At 61.6% G+C, this 19714-nt stretch carries 17 protein-coding genes; 9 read left to right on the plus strand and 8 right to left on the minus strand.

The annotated features are described in order from the left end of the window. Positions 1-196 precede the first annotated feature (196 nt). On the plus strand, positions 197-565 hold the full coding sequence (locus tag ACA058_RS29065) for a DUF6124 family protein (protein WP_497640023.1): 369 nt from the start codon (positions 197-199) through the stop codon (positions 563-565). A 152-nt stretch (positions 566-717) separates the two neighbouring features. On the opposite strand, the gene ACA058_RS29070 is transcribed toward ACA058_RS29065, so the two are convergent. The 6 genes from ACA058_RS29070 to pilG all read right to left on the minus strand — a co-directional run bounded on the left by ACA058_RS29070 (position 718) and on the right by pilG (position 10736). Beyond that, positions 718-1185 carry a chemotaxis protein CheW gene (locus ACA058_RS29070; RefSeq protein WP_497636981.1) on the minus strand — a complete coding sequence of 156 codons (468 nt, stop codon included), beginning with the start codon at positions 1183-1185 and terminating at the stop codon, positions 718-720. After that, positions 1178-7189: an Hpt domain-containing protein gene (locus ACA058_RS29075; RefSeq protein WP_497636982.1), complete on the minus strand. Its 6012-nt coding sequence runs from the start codon at positions 7187-7189 to the stop codon at positions 1178-1180. Before ACA058_RS29075 ends, ACA058_RS29070 begins: the two co-directional genes overlap by 8 nt. 49 nt (positions 7190-7238) lie before the next feature. After that, positions 7239-9299 carry a methyl-accepting chemotaxis protein gene (locus ACA058_RS29080; protein WP_497636983.1) on the minus strand — a complete coding sequence of 687 codons (2061 nt, stop codon included), beginning with the start codon at positions 9297-9299 and terminating at the stop codon, positions 7239-7241. Positions 9300-9364: 65 nt separating this feature from the next. After that, a complete protein-coding gene (locus ACA058_RS29085; RefSeq protein ID WP_497636984.1) occupies positions 9365-9898 on the minus strand; it encodes a chemotaxis protein CheW in 534 nt (177 codons plus the stop codon). Between the two features lie 10 nt (positions 9899-9908). Beyond that, entirely contained in the window at positions 9909-10274 is a 366-nt protein-coding gene (gene pilH, locus ACA058_RS29090; RefSeq protein ID WP_007987790.1) for a twitching motility response regulator PilH, read from the minus strand. A gap of 57 nt (positions 10275-10331) precedes the next feature. Continuing rightward, positions 10332-10736 carry a twitching motility response regulator PilG gene (gene pilG, locus ACA058_RS29095; RefSeq protein WP_046818327.1) on the minus strand — a complete coding sequence of 135 codons (405 nt, stop codon included), beginning with the start codon at positions 10734-10736 and terminating at the stop codon, positions 10332-10334. A 359-nt stretch (positions 10737-11095) separates the two neighbouring features. On the opposite strand from pilG, the gene gshB reads away from it, so the two are divergent. From gshB to ACA058_RS29130, 7 genes are all read left to right on the plus strand, one after another. Further along, positions 11096-12049, plus strand: coding sequence for a glutathione synthase (gene gshB, locus ACA058_RS29100; protein WP_497636985.1), 954 nt, complete (start codon positions 11096-11098; stop codon positions 12047-12049). A gap of 64 nt (positions 12050-12113) precedes the next feature. Continuing rightward, the gene (locus ACA058_RS29105) at positions 12114-13013 is read left to right on the plus strand and encodes an energy transducer TonB (protein WP_497636986.1); all 900 of its coding nucleotides are present in this window, start codon (positions 12114-12116) and stop codon (positions 13011-13013) included. Positions 13014-13192: 179 nt separating this feature from the next. After that, on the plus strand, positions 13193-13765 hold the full coding sequence (locus tag ACA058_RS29110; RefSeq protein WP_497636987.1) for a YqgE/AlgH family protein: 573 nt from the start codon (positions 13193-13195) through the stop codon (positions 13763-13765). After that, positions 13765-14202, plus strand: a complete 438-nt coding sequence (gene ruvX, locus ACA058_RS29115) for a Holliday junction resolvase RuvX (RefSeq protein WP_093229138.1) — start codon at positions 13765-13767, stop codon at positions 14200-14202. Before ACA058_RS29110 ends, ruvX begins: the two co-directional genes overlap by 1 nt. Before the next feature lie 86 nt (positions 14203-14288). After that, on the plus strand, positions 14289-14792 hold the full coding sequence (pyrR, locus tag ACA058_RS29120) for a bifunctional pyr operon transcriptional regulator/uracil phosphoribosyltransferase PyrR (protein ID WP_008063485.1): 504 nt from the start codon (positions 14289-14291) through the stop codon (positions 14790-14792). A 27-nt stretch (positions 14793-14819) separates the two neighbouring features. Then, complete coding sequence (locus tag ACA058_RS29125; protein WP_046818333.1) at positions 14820-15824, plus strand: aspartate carbamoyltransferase catalytic subunit; 1005 nt, start codon at positions 14820-14822, stop codon at positions 15822-15824. After that, positions 15821-17092 carry a dihydroorotase gene (locus ACA058_RS29130; protein WP_497636988.1) on the plus strand — a complete coding sequence of 424 codons (1272 nt, stop codon included), beginning with the start codon at positions 15821-15823 and terminating at the stop codon, positions 17090-17092. Before ACA058_RS29125 ends, ACA058_RS29130 begins: the two co-directional genes overlap by 4 nt. Before the next feature lie 139 nt (positions 17093-17231). On the opposite strand, the gene ACA058_RS29135 is transcribed toward ACA058_RS29130, so the two are convergent. Continuing rightward, complete coding sequence (locus tag ACA058_RS29135) at positions 17232-17651, minus strand: NINE protein (protein ID WP_497636989.1); 420 nt, start codon at positions 17649-17651, stop codon at positions 17232-17234. A gap of 249 nt (positions 17652-17900) precedes the next feature. On the opposite strand from ACA058_RS29135, the gene ACA058_RS29140 reads away from it, so the two are divergent. Continuing rightward, positions 17901-18518 (plus strand): C40 family peptidase, encoded by a 618-nt coding sequence (locus tag ACA058_RS29140; RefSeq protein ID WP_497636990.1) that lies wholly within the window; start codon positions 17901-17903, stop codon positions 18516-18518. 125 nt (positions 18519-18643) lie between these two features. On the opposite strand, the gene ACA058_RS29145 is transcribed toward ACA058_RS29140, so the two are convergent. Then, the gene (locus ACA058_RS29145; RefSeq protein WP_497636991.1) at positions 18644-19678 is read right to left on the minus strand and encodes a type IV pilus twitching motility protein PilT; all 1035 of its coding nucleotides are present in this window, start codon (positions 19676-19678) and stop codon (positions 18644-18646) included. Positions 19679-19714 lie beyond the last annotated feature (36 nt).

Here is a 19714-nt window from a genome sequence, read left to right on the forward strand (position 1 = left end):
CAAAAGCGCCTTTCATAACGTATGCTTGCGCACCTTGAATGTGTGCATTCCGTTATGGCGGCTGTGCGCGGGAGACCTTCGGGTCTGCCGGGTTGTTTTCTCCGTTTACCCCCGGATTTCCAGCCTGCGTACAGCTGCCACCCCTTCGCCTGGAAATCGAATGGAGCAGCTGAAACTCATTAAGCGGAGATTCAGTATGTTCAAAGTAACTCCCAATCCCCCGGAAACCGATCCCGATTCCCAAGCTGCCTTGGAAGCCGAGAAGCTCAAGGAAGCCGCCGACCGTGTCTTCTCCCATTACTTCCCGCCCCCTCACGAAAAACCGGCCAGGGGCCGAAAATTCCAGCTCTTCACCGTCTCTCCCGATATCGGCACGGAAGCGCTTCTGGCTAATGCCTCCGAAGATCTGCTGTCCATCAGTGCCATTGCGGCCGATCTGGCGGACAGTGTGGAAGGCTCGCGTCGCTCGGTAGCCTTGGCGCTCAGCAGAATGGCCGATGGTGTGCATTTGTTGGTGGAGCGGGCGCTGGATCATCATGAGGTGTTGGCTCGGGCCAAGATCTAACGCAGAACCCTTGTGGCGAGGGGATTTATCCCCGTTGGGTCGCGAAGCGGCCCCCAGCGTCCGTTCAAACGGAATGGGGTTTCCGGATTTACGACTGCTTCGCAGCCGAACGGGGATAAATCCCCTCGCCACAAATGTGGGGCCCGCGCCCTTCAGACGAGCCCGGCATTTACCAACAACTCCTCCAGCGCCAGCAAGTCCGGCACCTTGGCCACCTGGTCCGCCACCTGCACCGCCGCTTTCTCCAGCGAACACAACGGCACATCCACGTAGCTCAACTGACTGTCGAGCTTGTACGAGCGCGGTATCCCCTGAACCAGTAGCGCGATGAATTTCAGCCCAGGCCGACCACCGAGCGCATTGAGAATGACGATTCGGGCGCGCAAACCAATGACGATTTTCTGCCCGCACGCCGACTCGAAGCTGAGCAACGGAATCTGCCGGTCGCGCCACGCCCCCCGTCCCAGGTACCAGGGCGGCGAGTCCAGGTCAAAGGCCGCGGGCTGGTAATCGATCAGCTCCGCCACCGCGACGTTAGGCAGGATCAGGTTGCGGTCGGCCAAAGGGAGCAGCAGACCGGTGAGCTGGCTGTCGCGCGGGTTGTGGCGACGCTCATGCATGGGACTTGCTCCATAGGGCGATACTTTCGAGCAATACCGATTCCTGGTACGGCTTGCCAAGGTAGTCGTTGACGCCGATGGCCATGGCTCGGTCGCGGTGTTTCTGGCCCGTGCGGGAGGTGATCATGATGATCGGCAGGTGCCGCAGACGCTCATCGTTGCGCACCTGGGTCGCGACTTCGAAACCATCCATGCGCGGCATTTCGATGTCCAGCAGCATCAGGTCCGGGCTGTGCTCTTCCAGCAGCAGCATGGCGTCGACACCGTCCTTGGCGGTCAGCACGTTCATGCCGTGACGTTCGAGCAAACGACTGGTGACCTTGCGCACGGTGACCGAGTCGTCGACCACCATGACCAGCAATGGCCGCTGCGGCTCGACCTCGACTTCGTGGCTCACCGGACGCTGCGGCGCACGGGCTTGCAGGGCGCGAACCGGCGCCAGCAAATCCAGAATCAGCACCACCCGGCCGTCCCCCAGAATCGTCGCCCCGGACACCCCTTGCACCGCCGCAAACTGCGGGCCGAGGCTCTTCACCACGATCTCGCGCGTGCCTGCCATGGCATCGACCTGCACTGCAATGTGACGCTCGTTGCATTGCACCAGCAATACCGGCAGCGGCAGGCTCTGGCCCAACAGCCGTGGACGAGGGCTGGTTTTCAGCAACTCACCCAGGTAACACAATTCATAGCGCTGCCCGGCGTATTCATAGGTCGGTGGATCAAGACGGAAATGCCCTTCGAGTTCGTTGGGCAACACGCGGACAATGCCATCGATGGTGTTCAGCGGGATTGCGTATTGATCCTCCCCGCATTGCACCATCAGGGCTCGGTTGACCGACACGGTGAACGGCAGGCGAATGCGAAAATGCACGCCCTGCCCTGGCACGGAGTCGATACTCATGGTGCCGCCCAGTTGCCGCACTTCTTCGTGCACCACGTCCATGCCGACACCACGCCCGGAGATCTGGGTGATTTTCTCGGCCGTGGAAAACCCCGGTTGCAGGATGAATTGCAGCACGTCGTGGTCGCTGATGACGCTGTCCGGGTCGAGCAGGCCGCGCTTGATCGCCTTGCGCCGCACCGCCTCCAGTGGCACGCCGGCACCGTCGTCGCGAATATCGAAAATGATGTCGCCACCTTCGCGCAACAGATCCAGGGTGATCCGCCCTTGCGCCGGTTTGCCCGCCGCAACCCGCACAGGGGCGGATTCAAGGCCATGGTCGACGGCATTGCGCAGCATATGCTCCAGCGGCGCCGCCATGCGTTCGAGCACATTGCGATCCATTTCGCCTTCGGCGTTGCCGACGATGAACTCGACGTCCTTGCCCAGCTCACTGGCCACCTGGCGGACAATGCGCTTCAAGCGCGGCAGCATCCGCTCGAACGGCACCATGCGCGTGCGCATCAGGCCTTCCTGCAATTCGGTGTTGATGCGGCCCTGCTGTTGCAACAGGTTTTCCGCGTCCTGATTGCGCCGGTCGAGGGTTTCCTTGAGGTCAAGCAAGTCGGAGGCGGATTCGAACAGGGCTCGCGACAGTTGCTGCAATTGCGAGTGGCGGTCCATTTCCAGCGGATCGAACTCTTCGTAACCCAGGCGCTCGGCGTCGACTTGCTGACGGCTGAGGATCCTGCCTTGGGTTTCGGTATCGAGCCTGCGCAACTGGTCGCGCATTCGCTCGATGGTGGTTTCCATCTCGTTGAGCGCCACCTGCGCGTCGTTGACCTGCTGTTCGATGCGACCGCGAAAGATCGAAGTTTCAGCGGCCAGGTTGACCAGGTCGTCGAGCAGTTCCGCCGAGACCTTGACCATGTCCGCCCCGGCATCAGGTTGCAGCAGCGGCGTCTCGGCTTTGGCCGTAACGGGCACCGCGAGCGGCGTCGGGGTTTCAGGCAGCACCGAGTGACTGAAGTTCTGGATGGCGTCGATCAGCCGGTCGGCCGGCGGCAATGGCTCACCGGCGCGCGCCGCGTCGAGCATCTGTGCCAGCCGGTCATGGCTGCGCTGCAGCAGCTCGAACAACGCCGCCGTGGGTTGCAGCACGCCGGTGGATAAACCTTCGTAGAGAAACTCCAGCTCATGGGCCAAATCGCCAATCGGAGCGATTTCCACCATGCGCGCACCACCCTTGAGGGTGTGCAGGTCGCGCAGCAGGGTTTCCATTTCCTGGCGGCTCGACGGCTCGGCCTGCCAGCGCAGCAGCGCCGCGCCGGAGCTTTCGATGATGTCGAAGCCTTCTTCAAGAAAGATGTCCAGCAACTCGCTGTCATGATGGGCCGAGTCGTTGCTGGCCGTCGCTTCGATCACCTCGGCGTTGCTCGCGTGACCTTGCCTGAATGCGCGAATCGCTTCGATCAGTTCCCCGGGGTCGCCCAGGGCTTGATGGTCTTGCAGTTGCTCAAGCAACTGCGCCAGACGGTCATGGCTCTGTTGCAGCAACTGCACCAGCCCTTCGCTGTGGCTGTAACGGCGGTCCACCAGGCCCTCATAGAGGCTTTCCAGTTCATGGGCCAGGTCCCCGACCGGTTCGACCTCGGCCATCCGCGCGCCACCCTTGAGGGTGTGCAAGTCGCGCTGCAGGGACGATAGCGGCGCAGGGTTCTGCGGCTCGCCCAACCAACGCTGCAAGGCCTGGCTGGCGCTGTCAAGGATGTCCACCGCTTCCTCAAGGAAGATCGAGACGATTTCGTCGTCCGGTTCACGATCCCTTGTGGGAGCGAGCCTGCTCGCGATGGATTCATAGGCGCCGCGTTTGTCCTGCGATAACGCGTCATCGTTGACGTCCATCGCGAGCAGGCTCGCTCCCACAGGGGGAAGGTTGTTTTCAAGTTCGGCGGTGGCGTCGCCCAGCTCGCGGATGCTCAAGGTGCGACTGCCGTCACTGCGGATCAGGCCCATGGCCGAAGGATCCAGGCTCTGATCGAGCAAGCCGTGCAAGGCCCGAACCCGTTCCGGGCGCGGGCTGACTTCCTGGCCGGCCGCCAGCTCATCGAGCATGTTGATCAGCGCTTCGTGGGCACTTTGTGCCTCATGGAAAAACGCCTCGCTGACCGCCAGGCTGCTCTCTTCCACCGCACCGTAGAGGTCGAGCAAGGCTTCGCAGAGCTCATCCACCGGGTGCAGGTCGGCCAGGTGCGCACCTTCGCCGAGGGTGGTCAATTCGTCGAGCAATGCACTGAGTTCCTGGCGCTCGCCTGGATGCTGCTGCCAACGCCGCAACAGGCTTTCGGCGTCCAGCAGGATGTCCATGCCCTGGGCCAGGAAGTTGTTGATCAACTGCGGGTCGCGCTTGATCCTCAGGCCGGCGTTGGGGGTACTCAAGTAGCTTTGCAGGCGCTCGGCGAGCAGTGCCCTGGCACGCTCGATCAAGGCGCAGGAACCTGGGATTTCGGCCAGCGGATCGGTCTTGAGCTGGCGCAAGCCAAGACGGAACAAGCCTTCGGCCTCCAGCAGCACTTCGACTTCGTCCAGGTCGAGCGCGATCAGGTGAGCCTTGTACTCCCGGGCCAGTTGGTCCAGCGTCGTCGCCAGCTCGGCAATCGGCAGGACCCCCGCCATCGACGCACTGCCCTTGAGCGTGTGCAAAGCGCGCTGCAGCTCATCGCTGGCCTGCAGCGGCAGGTGTTCGGCGGCCTGGTCGAGAAAGCGGTTGAGACTACTCAAATGGGTTTCGGCTTCCTTGCGGAAGATTTCCAGCAACAGTGGGTCGAGGGCCGCGACGTCCAGGGTGTCCTCGTCCGCTGCCGCGGTCTCGCCCTTGGCCAGGGCGTGGGCACGGGCCGCCAACTGGTCGACATCGTTGCGCTGACGCTGGGCATCGGCGGCGTATTCGGCCACCAGCTCCGGCAGCAGATCGAGCACATCGCCGAGCAGCTGTTGCACGCTGGCGCCAGGCTCCACGCTCTGTTCCAGCACGCGGTTGAGCAGGTTTTCCAGCGCCCAGGCCAGTTCGCCAAGCACCAGGGCGCGCACCATCCGGCCACTGCCCTTGAGGGTATGGAAGGCGCGGCGCAATTCACTCAGGGCCGAGCGGTTGGCGGGATTCGCCGACCACAGTGGCAAATACTCGCGAAGGATCTCCAGCACTTCATCGGATTCTTCGAGGAACACTTCGCGCAATTCCTCGTCCACCGGCTCCTCGCCTGACGGCGGCGGCAGCAGGCTATCCGGGGTGTCGAGCGCGGGCGGGTTCAGGGCCGAGACCGGGTTGGCCAGCACATCGGCCAGGGTCTGGGCGATGGCCGGGGCATCCCGCTCCTGCTGTTGCTGCAGGGACTGTGCTTCGCTGGGGCTCAAGACATCCGCCAGCACCGGTACCTCTCGTTCGCTGGGGAAAAACCCAAGTGAAGCCAGGCTTCTTTGCGCCACGTCGAGCAGCTGCTCACCGGGTGCTTCGGGGTCGTCGCTGAGGCGCTCAAGGTAATACTCGATGCTGGTGATGACGTCAGCCAGGCTGTCCAGCGCCTGCCAGCCGGGCTGATCCGGATCGAGCAGCAGGTGCTCGCGGATGAAATGATTGCAGGTTTCGATCAGGCCCGCCGCCCGGCTCAACGGAATCATCGCCAGCGCACCCCGCACTTGGGTCAGCAAAGCCGGCAGTGCCTGCAGGTGCTGTCGGTCCCAATCGGCATCGATGTAGTCGACGATCATGTCCTTGGCCTGCTGCAGGCAGATGCGCGCTTCCTTGATGACGATCTGGTGGATCTGCGTCAGGTCGGTGGTGGGCAGGCGACTGTCTTCCTGGCTTTCAGGCTCCACGGTGCCGACCATGCCGGCCAGTGTCGCTTCGACGTAAAGCAAGGCCCCGGCCACGTCCATGAGGATCGCGTCATCGGGTGCGCGCTGGCCCTGGGCCAGGCTCAGCACCACCGCCAGTTGATCGATGATGACCTTGCGTGGCTGGCCAAAGCCCAGCACCGCCAGGGTGTCGGCGATTTGCCGCAAGGGCGCCAGCAGGCTGTCGAGGTCCGAGGTGTGTTGCCGGTCGCTGCGCACGAACAGGTCCAGGCGCTCCTTGACCCGCACCAGCTCTTCGCACAATGCCGACAATACCGAGCGCATGGCGTCACGGTCGGGACCGGCCAGTCGTGCGCGTTCTTCGTCGACCATCGCGCTGTCAGGCAATGCATCATCCAGTGCGTAGCGATCTTTCATGGTCAGCATCTGCCCGGTGGGATTTTCGGCCTTGGCAATGTAGAACAGCAAACTCTTGAGCAACTCGGGCGGCGGCGGCTGATTGATGGCCTGCATGCCCTGTTCGAGCAGACGCTTGAGCTCCTTGTCGGCCTCCTTGAACAGGCTACGCAAGGCCGGGCTGTTGGCAATGGCGCCGGCGCGCATGCCTTCGACCAGCGCCGAAGCGACCTGCCACAGCGGGCTCAGGGGCGCTGAACCGGACAAGCCTTCCAGCCGCGTAAAGACCTTGGCCAGATACTCCAGGTGGGTGTCGTCTTCCTGTTCACGCAGCAAACCGACCAGGGCCATCTGCAACATCTGCCGCAACTTGCGCAGCACATTCAGCAGTTCCGCCGGCTCCAGCCGCGCCAGGGACGCTTCGTCCAGGGGAGGCAGGCCTGGCAACTGCGGGCTGAACAGGCTGGTTTCCGACAGCAGGCTTTCGCCTCGGGCGCTGCGCAGGTCGTTGATCAGCGGCAACACCACCAAAGGCAAATCGCGGCGGGCGCCTTGCACGCGATCCAGGTAGATCGGCAACTGCCCCAGCGCTTGCAGCATAAGGTGCAACGCCTCGTCGCGATGATTGACGCGATTGTGTTGCAAGGCGGTGACCAGATGCTCCATTTCTTCGGCGAGCAAGGCCGCGCCGTAGAATTCGACCATCTGCAGGCTGCCGTGAACCTGATGGATGCACGCCAGGCATTCGCTCAGGGCGTGCGTCGCCTGCGGGTCATCAAGCTGGGTTTCGATCGCGTGATGAGCCTGCTTCAGCGTTTCGGCAATTTCGCCTTTGACCCATTCAAGGGCCACATAGTCGTGCCGATCACCCATAACCACTCCAATCCCCACTTCTATCAAGATAGCCATGCCCGGGGGCGGTTCAAGCTTTGTCCGCGACCTGCGCCTTGGTGGCCGGCAAGGTGAAACCGGAAACCGAACGCCGCAACTGGCTGGCCATTTTCGCCAGGTTGCCGATGCTCTCGGCGGTGGCGGTAGAGCCCGACGAGGTCTGCGTGGTGATCTGCTGGATCACGTTCATCGTCAGGGAAATCTGACCGGCAGACGACGTCTGTTGTTGCGCCGCGTTGGAAATGCTCTGGATCAGCGCCGCCAGGGTCTTGGATACCCCTTCGATTTCTTCCAGGGCCACACCGGCATCCTGCGCCAGACGCGCGCCGCGCACCACTTCGGTGGTGGTCTGCTCCATGGAAATGACCGCTTCGTTGGTGTCGGCCTGGATCGCCCGCACCAGGGTCTCGATCTGCCGCGTCGCGGCCGAAGAACGTTCCGCCAGGCGCTGCACCTCGTCGGCGACCACCGCGAAACCACGCCCGGCATCACCGGCCATGGACGCCTGGATCGCCGCGTTGAGGGCGAGGATGTTGGTCTGGTCGGCAATATCATCGATCAAGCTGACAATATCGCCGATTTCCTGGGAAGACTCGCCAAGGCGCTTGATCCGCTTGGCGGTGTCCTGGATCTGTTCGCGGATGTTGTCCATGCCATGGATGGTGTTGTGCACTACCTCGTTGCCCTTGTTGGCGATTTCCACCGAACGCTCGGCCACCGCCGAGGATTCGGCGGCGTTGGCCGACACCTGATCGATGGACTGAGCCATGTCGTTGATCGCGGTGGAGGCTTCGGAAATCTGTTGGGCCTGATGTTCCGAGGCCTGCGCCAGATGCATTGCGGTGGCCTGGGTTTCCTGCACGGCGGCAGCGACCTGGCCGGCCGTCAGGTTGATCGTTGCCACCAGATCGCGCAGTTGGTCCACAGAATAGTTGATCGAATCGGCAATGGTCCCGGTGAAGTCTTCGGTCACTGTGGCGGTCACGGTCAGGTCGCCGTCGGCCAGGTCTTCGATTTCGTCGAGCAGACGCATGATCGCGTTCTGGTTGCGCTCGTTCTTTTCGGCGGTTTCGCGCAGCTGGCGATTGGTTTCGCGCACCATCACCAGGCCGATGAGGATGATCGACATCAACGCCGCCAGGCCCAGGACATAGCCGCCGATGGTGTCGGTGTCACGTCCCCCGGCGAGGTTTTCGAAGCCGCTGGCCAGGTGGGAAGCTTCGTCGAGCAGGGTTTGCGACAGACTGAAAATATTGGTGGCCGACTCACGGACCTTGAACAGCTCCGGTGAGGTTTCGAGGATTTCATCCACTGAGCCGGAGACGAACTCGAACAGCTCGGAAATCTCGATCAGCCGCGCGCGCGCGTCACGGTCCTCGACCTGGCTGACCCGCAGCGCCGCATTGCCCTGGAGCATGCCGTTGAGCACCTGGCCGAAACGCGCCGCATCACGGCCGAACGCATCGGCGGCCTGCTGTGAGTTCTCGTCGCCGGACAACACGGTATTGACCGCACCTAAAATACGTTCGGCCAACAGTGATTGACGCTGGGCCATCGCCACCTGCGCAGCCGGGGCGCCGCGTTGCAGCAGGGTTTCCACCACTTTTTCGTATTCAACCTGCAGTTGCGGGACGGTTTCGGCCAGGGTCGCGGCGACCTGATGCAGCGACAACACCGTCTGTTCGCTGGACAAAATGGCGTCGGTGTTTTTCAGCAGGCGTTCCCAGTCCAGTTGCACGGCGCGCATTTCCGGGCGCACGCTGGCCGGTGCCGGTGGCAGGCCGGTAGCGGGGTCGCCTTTCTTCAGATAGCTCCAGCGCCGGGCAAAATCGTTGCGCGCATCGCTGAGCAACTTGAACGCCGCAGCCTTACCGGCAGCAGCTTCGGTGGCATTCTTGGCAATACGCTGGGACAGCACGCGCAGCTCACCGGCGTGGCCGATGTACTGTTTGTCGTAAGTGGCCTGGGTGTTGAGGTACGCGAAGTTGGCGAACAACAACATGATGAAGACGATCAGTGCGATGAACAGCGCGATGATCTGCGACCGACTCCGCGACCCTTCCATTGGCTTGCCTGCTTTTGCTTTTATCATCGGTCTTCGCCTGTTAACCAACTTCTGGGCTTGCCCGCTCCCACATTAGATCTGTGTTGTTCCAATTAAACCGCGATGTTCATGAAGCCCTGCGAACGCACGAACTCAAACGGGCTGAACACCTGCCAGCTCTGCTCGCGCTGAAACCGGCCTGTAACAAACGGTGCGATCGGGCCGCTCAAGGTGTCTATCGGCTCCAGACTGTCCCGCGCAAAGTGCTGCAAACCAAAGACCTCATCGACCATCAGCCCGGCGAACACCTCTTGATGCTCTACCACCAGCACTCGCCGTTGTCGGCGCGCCGCGGACAGTTCATGGCCGAAGAAGCCCGCCAGATCCATGATCGGCAACAAACGCCCGCGCAGATTGGCCACGCCCTTGACCCAGGACTTGACCCCGGGCACCAAGGTAAAACGCGGCTCGTGCAACACTTCACCGACTTCGCCCATGGGCGCCACGTACCAGTATTCGCCCAAGCGAAAACCGATGCCGCTCCAGCTGTCCTGGCGGCTCGGCTGGGAAGGCAAGTCCGCCGCCAGCAAGCGACAGCGCCGGTCAATCTGCAGCAGCAGTTCGAAGGCGGTCAGTGAATCGCTCATGGCCCTGTGATCAACCGGCCAGCACGTTGTTCAGGGTCTTGATCAGGGTGTCTTCGTCGACCGGCTTGGTCAGGTAGTCTCTGGCCCCTTGGCGCGTGCCCCAGACCTTGTCGGTTTCCTGATCCTTGGTGGTGATGATGATCACCGGGATGTGCCCGGTTTCCGGGTCTTTGGTCAACTGGCGGGTCGCCTGGAAACCGTTGAGCCCGGGCATGACGATATCCATCAGCACCGCGTCAGGTTTTTCCTGGCGGGCCAGGGCCACGCCGTCTGCGCCGTTTTCGGCTTTCAATACTTCATGACCGTGCTTTTCCAGCATGCCGGTCAGTTTGTACATTTCAGTCGGCGAATCATCGACGATCAGGATACGTGCCATGGTCTTCCCCATTCTTGTCGGCGCAAGGCCCAATGGCCGAGCGTCACTGTAGGTGTCTTACTGCGGCAAAACAGCGGCAAAGCCCGGAACATGGGCCTGGATCGCGTTCAGCAGTTCTTCCTTGCTGAAAGGTTTGGTCAGGAACTGGTCGGAGCCGACAATGCGCCCCTTGGCCTTGTCGAACAGCCCGTCCTTGGACGACAGCATAATCACTGGCGTGGACTTGAATGCACTGTTGTTCTTGATTAAAGCGCAGGTCTGATAGCCATCCAGGCGCGGCATCATGATGTCGACAAAGATGATGCCGGGGTGGTGGTCGGCGATCTTGGCCAGGGCATCGAACCCGTCGATGGCCGTGATGACTTCACAACCCACGTTCTTGAGCAGTGTTTCGGCGGTGCGGCGAATCGTTTTCGAATCGTCGATCACCATGACCTTCAAGGCGCTGGGTTGCTGTTCCATAATTGCTCTACCGTCGCCTTTACGAATCTATTTGTCCATTTGCGGGTCGTCGAGGACTCGAAACCCTTGATGCTCAAGGGCCGGCACGACATGGCAGCCTTTTTAGCACAGTCTCCAAATCCAATCTATCGGCCCGCCCTGGCAGTGGTTTTTCCTTGACCGCAAACACACTCAGCGCCACTCTGACGCCACTTTTATACGGTCCTTTGGATTGATCTTTTGTGGGAGCGAGCCTGCTCGCGATGGTCGTCAACGATGACGCGTGTCAGCAGGATGAGCGCGGTGTCCTGAGTCCATCGCGAGCATGCTCGCTCCTACAGGGATTCACATAGGCCTCACCCACTTCAGAGGAATACCCCATGAGCGTTCGTGTCGGGATTGTCATGGATCCTATCGCCAGCATCTCCTATAAAAAGGATAGCTCGCTGGCCATGCTGCTGGCCGCACAGAAACGCGGCTGGGAACTGTTCTACATGGAGCAGCGCGACCTGTACCAGGCCGAAGGTCAGGCGCGGGCGCGGATGCGTCCGTTGAAAGTGTTCGCCAACCCGGAAAAATGGTTCGAGCTGGAAGCCGAGCAGGACACCCTGCTGAGCGATCTGGACGTGATCCTGATGCGCAAGGATCCGCCATTCGACATGGAATTCGTCTATTCCACCTATTTGCTGGAACAGGCCGAGAGCGCTGGCGTGCTGGTGGTCAACAAGCCGCAGAGCTTGCGCGACTGCAACGAAAAGCTGTTCGCCACGCTGTTCCCGCAGTGCACGCCACCGACCATCGTCAGCCGTCGCCCTGACGTATTGCGCGAATTCGCCGACCATCATGGCGATGTGATTCTCAAGCCGCTGGACGGCATGGGCGGGTCCTCGATCTTCCGTCACACCGCCGGTCACCCGAACCTGTCGGTGATCCTCGAAACCCTGACCCTGCATGGTCAACAGCAGATCATGATCCAGGGCTACCTGCCGGCTATCGTCGATGGCGACAAGCGCATCCTGATGATCGACGGCGAACCGGTGGATTACTGCCTGGCACGGATTCCGGCCGCTGGCGAAACCCGTGGCAATCTGGCCGCCGGTGGCCGTGGCGAAGCCCGCCCGCTGACCGACAAGGATCGCTGGATCGCCGCGCAAGTCGGCCCGACCCTGCGCGAAAAAGGACTGCTGTTTGTCGGCCTCGATGTGATCGGCGAGCACCTGACCGAGATCAACGTCACCAGCCCGACCTGCATCCGCGAAATCGATAACGCCTTCGGCACCGATATTGGCGGCATGCTGATGGACGCCATCGATCAGAAGCTCAAGGCCCGTTGAAAAGCCAAACCAACATTGCGTTATCATGCGCGGCCTGTGAAAACGCGATGTTGGTTTCCTTGTCATGACCCTCCCGTCCGATCTGCCTCCCGAACTCGCCCATTACGGCGTGCGCCCGGCCGATCGCCTCGGTTTTACCCTGTTCCTGGCGGCGCTGATCCACCTGGCATTACTGCTGGGTGTCGGGTTCACGATGGTCGAGCCCCAGCAGATCAGCAAAACCCTGGAAATCACCCTCGCCACCTTCAAAAGCGAAAAGAAGCCGGAAAAGGCCGATTTCCTCGCCCAGGAAAATCAGCAAGGCAGCGGCACCCTGGATAAAAAGGCAATTCCCAAGACCACCGAGATCGCGCCGTTCCAGGACAACAAGGTACAGAAAGTCACGCCACCGCCAGCGGCCAAGCCTGAACAGCAGGAGGCCCCGCCCAAGGCTGCCGTGACCACCGTCGCGCCGAAGCCGAAGAAAGCCGCGGCGAAAACCGAAGAGCCCAAGCCCGTCACCAAACCTGCGGTGGCGGCACCGACATTTGACAGTGAACAGCTGTCCAGCGACATCGCCAGCCTCGAAGCCGAACTGGCCCACGAACAACAGTTGTACGCCAAGCGCCCGCGCATCCACCGCCTGAGCGCCGCTTCGACCATGCGCGACAAGGGCGCCTGGTATAAGGACGAATGGCGTAAAAAAGTCGAGCGCATCGGTAACCTCAATTACCCCGACGAAGCCCGGCGCAAGCAGATTTACGGCAACTTGCGCCTGATGGTCTCGATCAACCGCGACGGCTCGCTGTATGAGGTGCTGGTGCTGGAATCGTCCGGGCAACCACTGCTGGATCAGGCGGCCCAACGCATCGTGCGGCTGGCGGCGCCGTTCGCCCCCTTTACCGGGGACCTGTCGGACATCGATCGCCTGGAAATCATCCGTACCTGGAAATTTGCGCGCGGCGATCGCCTCTCCAGCAACTGACCAACACTACCCCCTGTAGGAGCGAGCATGCTCGCGAAAAACCTGAGGACACCGCGGGGTATCAGGCTCGCAGCGTTATCGTTGACGACCATCGCGAGCATGCTCGCTCCTACAGGGAAACGTGTCAGATTTGCATCCCCGGCTTGTCAGTTCGCCCCTCCAACGCCACACTAGCGCTCATGAAAAACGTCAGCCCCAGCTACCTCAAGCATCAATTCCTGATCGCCATGCCTCACATGGTCGACCCGAACTTTGCGCACACCTTGACCTACATCGTCGAGCACACGGCCAATGGTGCCATGGGGCTGGTGGTCAACCGTCCGCAGGATCTGAACCTGGCCGATATCCTCGAGCAGTTGCGCCCGGACATCGAGCCGCCAGCGCTCTGCCAGCACGTGCCGATCTTCATCGGCGGTCCGGTGCAGACCGATCGCGGCTTTGTCCTGCACCCCAAGGGCCAGAGTTTTCAGGCGACCGTTGATCTGGAAGGCGAGCTGTCCCTGTCGACCTCCCAGGACGTGCTGTTCGCCATCGCCGATGGCGTCGGCCCGGCGAAAAGCGTGATCACACTGGGTTATGCCGGCTGGGAAGCCGGGCAACTGGAGGCCGAACTGGCCCAGAACGCCTGGCTGACCTGCCCGTACCATGCCGACATCCTGTTCAACACCAGCAGCGAGCTGCGCCTTGAAGCGGCGGCCAAACACCTGGGCGTCAATCTCAGCCTGCTCACCAGCCAGGCGGGGCACGCCTGATGGCCCTGCGGTTGATTCTGGGATTCGACTACGGCACCAAACAGATCGGCGTTGCGGTTGGCCAGGTCATTACCGGCCAGGCCCGCGAGCTGTGTACCTTGAAGGCACAAAACGGTATTCCCGACTGGGATCAGGTCGAAGCGCTGATCAAAGAGTGGAAACCCGACGCCGTGGTGGTCGGCCTGCCGCTGAACATGGACGGCACGCCCAGCGACATGTGCGCCCGCGCGGAAAAATTCGCCCGACGCCTGAACGGTCGCTTCAACCTGCCCTTCTACACCCACGATGAACGCCTGACCACCTTCGAGGCCAAGGGTGAACGCCTGGCCCGGGGCGGGCAAAAAGGCAGTTACCGCGACAACCCGGTCGATGCCATCGCCGCCGCCCTGCTGCTGCAAGGTTGGCTCGACGAGAACAGCGCATTGTTCGAATCCTAATCCTGAAGAGCCGTCACCCGTCTCTTTTAGCTACAACCCGAGCCACCTCAAGCAACGACCCGGCTCGGGCCCAAGAAGGAGCAACCATGAGCCTGCCCAATCCCGCCGAACTGATCAGCCAGATGGCGATCCGTCTCAAGGCACACCTGGAACACCGTGGCATCAGCGAACCGCGCTACATCGGCATTCGTACCGGTGGCGTGTGGGTTGCCCAGGCCCTGCTCAAAGAGCTGGGCAGCGCTGAACCTCTTGGCACACTCGACGTTTCCTTCTACCGCGACGACTTCAGCCAGAACGGCCTGCACCCGCAAGTGCGCCCGTCGGCCCTGCCGTTCGAGATCGAAGGCCAGCACCTGGTGCTGATCGACGACGTACTGATGAGCGGGCGGACCATCCGCGCCGCCATGAACGAACTCTTCGACTATGGTCGCCCGGCCAGCGTGACGCTGGTATGCCTGCTGGACCTGGACGCCGGGGAACTGCCGATCCGCCCGAACGTACTGGGCGCGACCCTGTCCCTGGCAGCCCACGAACGGGTGAAACTGTCTGGGCCGGAACTCAAGCTCGAACTGCAAGACCTCGCCCTTTAATTCGCCCTATTGAGAGTCCCCCTCGCGATGACGCCTTTAGATACCAAGCGCCCGCTGCAGCTCAATGATCAGGGCCAGCTGCGCCACTTCCTCTCGCTCGACGGTTTGCGCCGCGAGCTGCTGACGGAAATCCTCGACACCGCCGACTCTTTCCTCGAAGTCGGCGCCCGGGCGGTGAAGAAAGTCCCGTTGCTGCGCGGCAAGACCGTGTGCAACGTATTCTTCGAAAACTCCACGCGCACCCGCACCACCTTCGAACTGGCGGCCCAGCGGCTGTCCGCGGACGTGATCACCCTGAACGTGTCTACGTCGTCGGCGAGCAAGGGCGAAACCCTGCTCGACACGCTGCGCAACCTGGAAGCCATGGCCGCCGACATGTTCGTCGTGCGCCACGGAGATTCCGGCGCGGCACACTTCATCGCCGAACATGTTTGCCCACAAGTGGCGATCATCAACGGCGGCGACGGCCGTCACGCCCACCCGACCCAGGGCATGCTGGACATGCTCACCATCCGCCGGCACAAGGGCGGCTTCGAAAACCTTTCGGTGGCCATCGTCGGCGACATCCTGCACTCGCGGGTTGCGCGCTCGAACATGCTGGCCCTGAAAACCCTGGGCTGCCCGGACATCCGCGTGATCGCGCCGAAGACCCTGCTGCCGATCGGCATCGAGCAATACGGCGTGAAGGTCTACACCGACATGACCGAAGGCCTGAAAGACGTCGACGTGGTGATCATGCTGCGTCTGCAGCGTGAGCGCATGACCGGTGGCCTGCTGCCGAGCGAAGGCGAGTTCTACCGCCTGTTCGGCCTGACCACCGCGCGCCTGGCCGGCGCCAAACCCGATGCCATCGTCATGCACCCGGGGCCGATCAACCGTGGCGTGGAAATCGAATCGGCGGTGGCCGACGGCCCGCACTCGGTGATTCTCAACCAGGTGACCTACGGCATCGCGATTCGTATGGCCGTTTTGTCCATGGCCATGAGCGGACAGACCGCCCAGCGCCAATTCGAGCAGGAGAACGCCCAGTGAAGCTCAGCATTCTCGGCGCCCGTGTCATTGATCCGACCACTGGCCTGGATCTAGTCACCGATATCCACATTGAAGCTTGCAAGATCGTCGCTATTGGCGCCGCGCCCGCCGGCTTTGTCGCCGTCGACACCCTCGACGCCAAAGGCCTGGTCGCCGCCCCGGGGCTGGTCGACCTCAACGTCGCCCTGCGCGAGCCGGGTTACAGCCGTAAAGGCTCGATCGCCAGCGAAACCCGAGCGGCAGCTGCCGGCGGCGTCACCAGCCTGTGCTGCCCACCGAAAACCAAACCGGTGCTGGACACCTCGGCCGTGGCCGAGCTGATCCTCGACCGTGCCCGCGAGGCCGGCAACACCAAAGTCTTCCCGATCGGCGCACTGAGCAAAGGCCTGGACGGCGAACAGCTGGCCGAGCTGGTCGCGCTGCGCGATGCCGGTTGCGTGGCCTTCGGCAACGGCCTGGAGAGTTTCCGCAACACCCGCACCCTGTGCCGGGCGCTGGATTACGCGGCCACCTTCGACCTCACGGTGATTTTCAACTCCCAGGACCACGACCTGGCGGAAGGCGGCCTGGCCCATGAAGGCCCGACCGCGAGCTTCCTCGGCCTGCCGGGCATTCCGGAAACCGCCGAAACCGTGGCCCTGGCCAGGGACCTGCTGCTGGTCGAACAGACAGGCGTGCGTGCGCACTTCAGCCAGCTCACCAGCGCGCGTGGTGTAGCCCTGATCGCCCAGGCCCAGCAGCGTGGCCTGAAGGTCACCGCGGATGTCGCCCTGTACCAGTTGATACTGACCGACGAAGCGCTGATCGATTTCAGCAGCCTCTATCACGTGCAGCCACCGCTGCGCACCCGCGCCGACCGCGATGGCTTGCGTGCGGCAGTGAAGTCAGGCGTGGTCTCGGCCATCTCCAGCCATCACCAACCTCACGAACGGGACGCCAAGCTGGCGCCATTCGGGGCTACCGAGCCAGGTATCAGCAGTGTTGAACTGCTGCTGCCGCTGGCGATGACGCTGGTGGAAGACGGCTTGCTGGACCTGCCGACGCTGCTTGCGCGACTCAGTGCTGGCCCTGCCGAGGCGTTGCGTCTGCCGGCGGGGAAGTTGGCGGTGGGTGGCGCGGCGGATATCGTGCTATTCGACCCGGCGGCCTCGACCGTAGCCGGTGAGACCTGGCTGTCCAAAGGCGAGAACTGCCCGTTCCTGGGCCACAGCCTGCCGGGTGTGGTGCGTTACACCCTGGTGGATGGGCGGATCAGTCACCAGGCGTAAACCCTGTGGCGAGGGGGTTTACCCCCGTTCGGCTGCGCAGCAGTCGCAAATCAGAAAATGAGATCTATCTGAAAGAACTCGTTGCTGATTTTGGGGCTGCTGCGCAGCCCAACGGGGGTAAACCCCCTCGCCACAATAATCAGCGCCGCTGCGCGTTGCGAATGGATACCTGATCGTTCAACGTCCAGAAGTCATACAGCACCCCCATAAAGAACAACCCACCCGTCACCAGGTACAGCAACCCGCTGATCCACTTCCCCTGATACATCCGGTGCACACCGAACACCCCGAGGAACGTCAGCAGGATCCACGCCACGTTGTATTCGATGGGGCCTGCGGTAAATCGCAGGTCCGCTTCACGGTCCATGGCCGGGATCAGGAACAGGTCGATCAACCAGCCAATCCCCAGTAAACCGAAGGTGAAGAACCAGATCGTCCCGGTCACCGGCTTGCCGTAATAAAAGCGGTGAGCGCCGGTAAATCCAAAAATCCACAGCAGGTAACCGATCACTTTGCTGTGCGTGTCTTGCTGCGGGACGGGCGGTTGATAGGTGTTCATGGAGGACCTCGATTCACACGATAGATAAATATTCTTTAAATCTTTGTGACTTTTTTACGAGCAGCCGACGTATGGCAACTGATACTGTCCCTTCCGCCAAACCCTTATGGCATCTGACTTCTGTCAGACAATTGCGTCAGTTTTCCGCTCATTTGGTTCCCTTAGACCCCGATGGAATCGACCAACGGCCTCGGAATGCCAAAAAAAGCTGTTATAAAGTTGCGCGCTAACTTATACGAGCCCTGCCTAATGCGTCCATTTTTCAAGACATGGCTAACCATTTGCCTATTATTGCCACTGGCCGCCCACGCCACCAATCGTGAGCAACGTCTTCCGAGCGTTAATGGTTACACCCAAAAATCCCATGCTTCCGCTCCTTCGAGCAAAAGCAAGAAATCGGTCAAACTAGCTCCGCAGCTGGTCAGCAAGAGCAGCCTGGTGCCGCCGATGGCGACCAGGGAAAGCAGCAACGTGCTGAGCCGCGCCGTCAACGTCCTCGGAACGCCGTACCGCTGGGGCGGCAGCAGCCCGAGCAAAGGCTTCGACTGCAGCGGCCTGGTGAAATACGCGTTCAACGACGCCACGTTTGACCTGCCACGTACCTCCAACGCAATGGCCAGCGGTCACGGCGAGAAAGTCGATCGCAACGATTTGAAACCGGGCGACCTGATTTTCTTCAACATCAAGAGCCGTCGAGTCAATCACGTTGCCATCTACCTGGGCAACGACCGCTTCATCCACGCACCACGCCGTGGCAAGTCGGTGAGCATCGACACCTTGAAGAAACCGTACTGGGAAAAGCACTACGTAGTGGCCAAGCGGGTTATGCCGAAAGATCAGAAAGCGTTGCAGGTTGTTCAGCGCTGACATGACATGATCGTTCCCACGCTCCGCGTGGGAATGCAGCCCGGGACGCTCCGCGTCCCTGCCGAAGCGGACGCGGAGCGTCCATAGAGGCATTCCCACGCAGAGCGTGGGAACGATCAACCCCCTCAAAAATTATCCGGCGACCGTGCCTTCTCCCGCGCCTGATCGCGACTGACTACGCCCTTGGTCACCAAGTCCCTCAAGCCCATATCCAGCGTCTGCATCCCCAGCGAACCGCCCGCCTGAATCGACGAGTACATCTGCGCCACCTTGTCTTCACGGATCAGGTTACGGATCGCCGACGTTCCGAGCATGATCTCGTGGGCCGCAACCCGCCCTCCACCCATCTTCTTGACCAGGGTCTGGGACACCACCGCCAGCAACGATTCGGAAAGCATCGAACGCACCATCGACTTCTCGTCCCCCGGAAACACATCGATGATCCGGTCGATGGTTTTCGCCGCCGAGGTCGTGTGCAGCGTGCCGAACACCAGGTGGCCGGTCTCGGCAGCGGTCAATGCCAGGCGGATGGTTTCAAGGTCACGCATCTCCCCCACCAGGATCACGTCCGGGTCTTCGCGCAGGGCCGAACGTAAGGCTGTCGCGAAACTGCGGGTATCACGGTGGACTTCACGCTGATTGATCAGGCATTTGCGCGATTCGTGGACAAACTCGATAGGGTCTTCAATCGTGAGAATGTGGTGATGGCGATGGCTGTTCAGGTAATCGATCATCGCTGCCAGGGTGGTGGACTTGCCGGACCCCGTCGGGCCTGTCACCAGGACCAGGCCGCGTGGCGCGTCGGTCATTTTGCGAAACACCTCGCCCATGCCCAATTCTTCCATGCTCTGGACCCTGGACGGAATCGTGCGAAAGACCGCTCCGGCGCCTCGACTCTGATTGAAGGCATTGACCCGGAATCGCGCGACGCCGGGCACATCAAAGGAAAAGTCGGTTTCCAGGTGCTTCTCGAACGCCACCCGCTGGGCATCATTCATGATGTCGTAGATCAGCGCCTGCACCTCCTTGTGGTCCAAGGCGGGCAAGTTGATGCGCCGCACATCGCCATCGACGCGAATCATTGGCGGCAGGCCTGCCGACAAATGCAGGTCGGATGCGCCTTGTTTGGCGCTGAACGCCAGCAACTCAGTGATATCCATAGCACCCCTCAATTCCAGTAGAATGCCGCCAACCTC

The sequence above is a fragment of the Pseudomonas sp. LBUM1649 genome (assembly GCF_059716155.1).